The organism is Bacillus sp. LR_5 (assembly GCF_042709275.1).
In genome coordinates, this window is record NZ_JAVAXX010000331.1 from 1 (window position 1) to 6,297 (window position 6,297).

Annotated in this window: 8 protein-coding genes; 2 read left to right on the forward strand and 6 right to left on the reverse strand. The window is 44.0% G+C overall.

What is annotated here, in order from left to right; genetic code table 11:
• The 4 genes from nrdR to RAC86_RS33625 all read right to left on the reverse strand — a co-directional run.
• On the reverse strand, nucleotides 1-387 hold a 387-nt coding region (gene nrdR, locus RAC86_RS33610), incomplete at its 3' end, for a transcriptional regulator NrdR (RefSeq protein WP_377886550.1).
• A 272-nt stretch (nucleotides 388-659) separates the two neighbouring features.
• The gene (gene speD, locus RAC86_RS33615) at nucleotides 660-1,040 is read right to left on the reverse strand and encodes an adenosylmethionine decarboxylase (protein WP_003223584.1); all 381 of its coding nucleotides are present in this window, start codon (nucleotides 1,038-1,040) and stop codon (nucleotides 660-662) included.
• Between the two features lie 238 nt (nucleotides 1,041-1,278).
• Complete coding sequence (locus tag RAC86_RS33620) at nucleotides 1,279-2,301, reverse strand: glyceraldehyde-3-phosphate dehydrogenase (RefSeq protein WP_377886551.1); 1,023 nt, start codon at nucleotides 2,299-2,301, stop codon at nucleotides 1,279-1,281.
• Between the two features lie 205 nt (nucleotides 2,302-2,506).
• Nucleotides 2,507-2,887, reverse strand: a complete 381-nt coding sequence (locus RAC86_RS33625) for a winged helix-turn-helix transcriptional regulator (RefSeq protein WP_003229458.1) — start codon at nucleotides 2,885-2,887, stop codon at nucleotides 2,507-2,509.
• Nucleotides 2,888-3,070: 183 nt separating this feature from the next.
• Here RAC86_RS33625 and RAC86_RS33630 point away from each other — a divergent pair, with 183 nt between their 5' ends.
• Nucleotides 3,071-4,258, forward strand: coding sequence for an MFS transporter (locus RAC86_RS33630; RefSeq protein WP_072175322.1), 1,188 nt, complete (start codon nucleotides 3,071-3,073; stop codon nucleotides 4,256-4,258).
• Nucleotides 4,259-4,281: 23 nt separating this feature from the next.
• Entirely contained in the window at nucleotides 4,282-5,124 is an 843-nt protein-coding gene (ytbE, locus tag RAC86_RS33635; protein ID WP_003229455.1) for an aldo/keto reductase YtbE, read from the forward strand.
• 41 nt (nucleotides 5,125-5,165) lie between these two features.
• Here ytbE and coaE read toward each other — a convergent pair whose 3' ends face one another.
• On the reverse strand, nucleotides 5,166-5,759 hold the full coding sequence (coaE, locus tag RAC86_RS33640; RefSeq protein ID WP_377886552.1) for a dephospho-CoA kinase: 594 nt from the start codon (nucleotides 5,757-5,759) through the stop codon (nucleotides 5,166-5,168).
• Nucleotides 5,760-5,774: 15 nt separating this feature from the next.
• On the reverse strand, nucleotides 5,775-6,297 hold a 523-nt coding region (gene ytaF / locus RAC86_RS33645; RefSeq protein WP_377886553.1), incomplete at its 5' end, for a sporulation membrane protein YtaF.

The window sequence follows — 6,297 nt, forward strand, 5'->3', positions numbered from 1 at the left end:
TGACGCGAACCGTACATATGCGACTTCATCAATCTTAGCCAGCCGGTCCATCACCATTTCTCCGACGAGCTCGCTTTTCACCTCAGAGCAGCCTTGATTGCGAAGTTCTTTTTCAATATCAAAGCACATGTCTTCAAGCGTTTTGAGTGAAACAGGTCTTTTTTCACATGCTTTTATGAGACCGCGCAGCATTTTTTCTCTGCTGAATTCCTCACGCACACCTTCTTTTTTCACGACGATGAGCGGGGTTTCCTCCACTTTCTCAAAGGTCGTAAACCGGTAGTGGCAGGATTCACACTCGCGTCTTCGGCGAATCGATTTTCCGTCATCCACAGGCCGTGAATCGAGGACTCTCGTTCCGTTATGCTGGCATGAAGGACATTTCAATAAAATCAGCTCCCAACTATTTCGTTCCCTGCAATGTATTTTCGGCAGCCTCCGCCTTTTAAAATAGATGTGAAAGCATCTGTCGGGAGAGCCGTTGTGTAAAGCTGTGTCTACAGCATCTGGTGGTTTGTGAAAATCTCTTTCTTATTTTACAAAAAAAACGAAAAAAGAAAAAGCTGGACCACCCTTGTTTCTTTATAAAAATAAAAGGAGCATAAGCTAAAAAGCGCATAATGGCTTTCTAGCTTCAGCTCCCTTTGTGTTCGTGTTTACTATAGTACTTTCGCTTGCGCCTGTTTAATTTGCACAGGCCCCATTCCTCTTGGTATTTCAATGTTTTCTCTTGTATCAGCATGTAATGCCTCTGCGATGTAATCAGCAGCGACATTAGGATCTAAGTCTCCACAAGTATAAACATCAATGCTCGCATATCCGTGCTCAGGAAAACTGTGAATTGTTAAGTGTGATTCAGAAATAATCACAACTCCGCTTACGCCTTGCGGTGCAAATTTGTGAAATGCAACCTCGCGCACCTCAGCACCTGATTTTAGAGCAGCATTTACAAACGTTTTTTCAATAAAATCCATGTCATTCAGCTTATCAAAATCGCATCCCCATAGCTCGGAGATAACGTGACGCCCCATTGTTTCCATAGTCATGGACCCCCCTTAACAAGAATTAAAAAGTGAAATTCCAACAACTGGGTCGGCCATTTACCACGGGGGAAAGTTAGTCCGGAGAGGTCCTAACCCTTTAAGTAATTCCGAAACAGTCTCAAGCAAGAAGTTCACGAAAAATAGTATACTGTGTTTAAGTCTAATTTGCAAGGTGCGTTTTTTCAGAAATATGCTGTTAAGGGTTTTTTCTTTAAAATGTGTCCATGACCTTATTTTATACAGCAGACGGATGTTTCATTCGTGCCGCTACATGACGGATCAGATCAACAACTCTGCAGGAGTAGCCCCATTCGTTGTCATACCACGCCAGTACCTTTACTTTCCTGTCTTCCATTACCATTGTTGTAAGCCCGTCAATGACCGCTGAATGAGGATTCGTATTATAATCAGTCGAAACGAGCGGTTCATCTGAGTAATCAAGTACACCGTACATCGACGTTTTGGCAGCGCGTTTAAATGCCTCGTTTACTTCTTCAGCCGTAACATCCGTTTTCAGATCAACAACGAGATCAACCAATGAGACGTTCGGAACAGGGACACGCAAGGCGAGGCCGTGAAGTTTTCCTTTCAGATGCGGCAGCACAAGTGAAAGCGCCTTTGCCGCTCCTGTTGTCGTCGGAATGATGGATTCACCGCAAGCCCGCGCCCGGCGCAAATCTTTGTGCGGGTTATCAATATTTTTTTGGTCATTCGTATACGCATGAACTGTAGTCATCAGACCGCTCTCAATGCCAAACTCTTCATCCAGCACTTTTACAACAGGCGCAAGGCAGTTTGTCGTGCATGACGCATTTGAAATAATGACGTGGCGCTCAGAGTCAAATTGGTCCTCATTTACGCCCATCACAATGGTAACGTCTTCATTTTTTCCCGGAGCGGTCAAAATCACTTTTTTTGCGCCTGCTTCTATATGGCCCATCGCTTTATCTTTAGCATTAAACTTCCCTGTTGCTTCGACGACTATGTCAATATCATATTCCCGCCAAGGCAGCTGTTTTGGATCACGGCTGTTTAACAAAAGCACTTTCTTTCCATTTACGATCAGGCTGTCTTCACCAGCCACAACCTCTTTGTCGTATCTGCCGTGAATTGTGTCATACTTTATTAAATGAGCCAGCGTTTCTGCGGAATAGCTGGCGTTAATGGCCACTACTTGAATTTGATCGTCTAACATCGCTTTTCTAAAAACCATTCTTCCGATTCTTCCAAACCCGTTGATCGCTACTTTTACCTTCATGTTGGACACCCCTTATCAATTATGCCATCCTAATTTGTTACTATCTAAAATTAGTATAACACATTAAAACAAATTCGCCAGTACATATTGATAAAAATCAACGATTATAACGCTAATTTATGATGCATCTTATGTTTTCTTGCACAGAATATCAGGCGTAAGAACCAAAAAGCAGCCAGCGCTCCGCACTGACTGCCCTCATGCTTTATGATTCCTGTTTTAACTTATCATTGAGCACACTTTCTTCTAGCACAGAAAATGTATCCCCGTACACTCTGTTAATATGATTCGCTCCCCAAGCACACAGCATATCTAAAATCCCTTCTAAGCTGCGGCCGTATTCGCTGAGCTCATATTCCACTTTGGGAGGAACTTGATTATATACGATTCGGTTAATGACACCGTCCGCTTCCAGCTCGCGCAGCTGCTGAGTCAGCATTTTTTGCGTGATATTGGGCATTAGGCGTTTTAATTCGCTTGTGCGTTTTTTTCCGTGCGTCAAATGGCATAAAATGACGCATTTCCATTTCCCTCCAATCACTTCAAGAGTCGCTTCAACAGAAATGTTATATTTTTTCTTCTCCATACAATCCATTCTCCTCACAGGCACCAAAAAGTGACTATAGCACTTCAAAGTACGTACTTTTATTTCTTAACGATATGTTTCATAATCACATTTGCCGGCTGATTTGAATCTGCTCTTTTTTATTTATATAGCTTACTCGGCAGAATTTCAATCATACAACACATCTTACAAAGGAGGAACATCATGACTTCAGCCAAAAGCAGTATTCCTGCACTACTGGCTTTGGCCGTAAGTGCATTCGCAATAGGGACAACTGAATTTATCAGTGTCGGCCTTTTGCCGCTCATTGCTGATGACCTGCATATTCCAGTCACGACAGCAGGATTAACCGTTTCCCTTTATGCGCTCGGCGTTACATTTGGGGCACCTATATTAACTTCATTGACCTCAAGCATGTCGCGTAAGACACTATTGCTTTGGATCATGTTTATTTTTATTGCCGGTAATACGATGGCAGCAACCGCTTCAAGCATCGGGATTTTACTAGCAGCACGTGTGATATCGGCATTTTCGCACGGTGTGTTTATGTCGATCGGTTCGACAATCGCAGCGGATATTGTCCCGGAAGATAAAAGGGCTAGCGCGATTTCAATTATGTTTACCGGCCTCACGGTGGCAACTGTAACCGGAGTTCCTTTTGGGACATTTATCGGCCAGCAGTTCGGCTGGCGTTTCGCCTTTATGGTCATTATCGCCGTCGGAATCATTGCTTTCATTACAAATGGCATTCTTGTACCGTCCAAATTACGAAAAGGGACGAAAACAACGATGCGGGATCAATTGAAGCTTGTGACAAACAGCCGGTTATTGCTTTTATTTGTCATTACAGCGCTTGGATACGGAGGAACATTCGTTGTGTTCACGTATCTGTCTCCCCTGCTTCAGGAAGTAACAGGCTTCAAAGCCGGGACTGTTGCAGTGATTCTGCTCGGATACGGAATAGCTATTGCTATCGGCAATATGATTGGCGGAAAGCTGTCAAACCGAAATCCGATTGCCGCTTTATTCTATATGTTTATCGTACAAGCAATCGTTCTATTCGTACTGACATTTACAGCCCCCTATCAAGCAGCAGGGCTCATTACCATTCTCTGTATGGGATTGCTGGCCTTTATGAACGTGCCCGGCCTTCAGGTGTATGTCGTCATGCTGGCTGAGCGTTTTGTCCCGAGTGCAGTTGACGTCGCATCCGCAATGAATATCGCTGCCTTTAATGCAGGAATCGCGCTTGGGTCATACCTTGGCGGTGTGATCACCGATTCAATCGGATTGATTCATACCGCTTGGATAGGCGGATTAATGGTGGTCGGTGCAGTCATTTTAACAGGCTGGAGCCGCTTAATGGAAAAACGAGATCGGCAGGAAGCCTGACAATTTTAAAGGAGGAAATGAACATGACAACACATTTACAAGCAAAAGCAACACTTCATAATGGGGTAGAAATGCCTTGGTTCGGCCTCGGCGTGTTCCAAGTGGAAGAAGGATCTGAACTGGTAAACGCAGTTAAAACTGCCATTGTTCACGGGTACCGCAGTATTGATACTGCAGCTATCTATGGAAATGAAGCTGGCGTTGGAGAAGGGATTCGGGAAGGCATTGAAGAAGCAGGCATTTCAAGAGAGGATCTGTTTATCACATCGAAAGTATGGAATGCGGATTTAGGCTACGAAGAAACACTCGCCGCGTTTGAAACAAGCCTATCCAAACTCGGTCTGGATTATTTGGATCTATACCTCATCCACTGGCCTGTAGAAGGAAAGTATAAAGAAGCTTGGAGAGCGCTTGAAACGCTGTATAAAGAAGGCCGTATCAAAGCGATTGGCGTAAGCAACTTCCAAATTCACCATCTTGAAGATCTGATGACGGCAGCTGAAATTAAGCCTATGATTAACCAAGTGGAATTTCACCCGCGCCTCACACAAAAAGAGTTGATAAGATACTGCCAAAATCAGGGCATCCAGATGGAGGCTTGGTCACCTTTAATGCAGGGGCAGCTGCTGGATCACCCTGTATTGGCTGACATCGCTCAAACATACAATAAATCTGTCGCACAAATTATTTTGCGCTGGGATCTGCAGCATGGCATCATTACGATTCCTAAATCAACGAAGGAACACCGCATTAAAGAAAATGCAAGCGTATTTGACTTTGAATTAACGCAGGATGACATGAACCGAATCGATGCACTGAATGAAAACTTGCGAGTCGGTCCTGATCCGGACAACTTTGATTTTTAATGGCAAAAAAACACCGTTCAATATGAACGGTGTTTTTTGTATTATGCCCAGCAGTTCATGATTTCATCAAGCTGCCTTTCGGTCTCTTCAAGCGTGCCGCTGTTATCGATGACTTGATCTGCTCTTGCTGTTTTTTCCTCTAAGGACATTTGAGAGCGGATACGGCTGACTGCTTCTTCTTCCGTCAGCTGATTGCGCTTCATCAGACGTTCCAGTTGAAGCTCTTTTGTCACACTGACCACGATAATTTTATCAACCAATGATTCCAATTTGCTTTCGAACAATAGCGGGATATCCAATACAACAAATGCCTCCCGATTTGCAACGGCTTCATCACGGCGATTGAGCATTTCCCGCCTGACTGCGGGATGAACAATTGCATTTAAAGCGAGACGCTTTTGTTCATTTGTAAATACCAGCGCTCCAAGCTTTTTTCGGTCTATATCGCCATTTGAGAGCAGTATGTCTTCACCGAATTCGTCAATGATTTGCCGGTAGGCCGGCATCCCTTTTTCTACCGCTTGTTTTGCAATGATATCTGCATCTATAACTGTTATTCCTTTTTCAATCAGCATATTGGCTACCGTGCTTTTGCCGCTAGCTATTCCTCCCGTTAAACCAATGACTAAGGTCAAGAGATCCACTCCTTTTTACAATTTCCAGAGCCCAATCGTGATTAATAGAAGCCCCGGCAAAAACGCCATTTTATCGATCCATTTCCACTTAGACAGAAAATGGCCGGCATTGATTCCAATTGATACAAACAGCGAGCTCATGATTGCCACGGCGATGCTCATCACAATCGGTGAAAAACCGAGAATGGCTGCGCCTATACCTGCTCCAAAGGCATCAATCGATAAGGCAAATCCCAATAAGACCGCCTCAATTCCATTGATCACACCCGATTTGTCGATATCCGCACTCATGGGTTTTCTCAAAATATGAATCACAATTCCTAATGACCGAACCTCTAAATTAAGCAGTGTTTTTTCATGCAAGAGGTATTCTTTATCTTTTGTCGGTTTGAAGAATTGGTACAGAACCCACGCACCGATTCCAACCAATATCAAACCGCCAAGCTTCTCCGTCACATATACAGGAACAAACTTCGTGAGAAAGCTTCCGATCAGCATGGATATAAACATGACAGCACCGGAACAGCAGGCGATAACC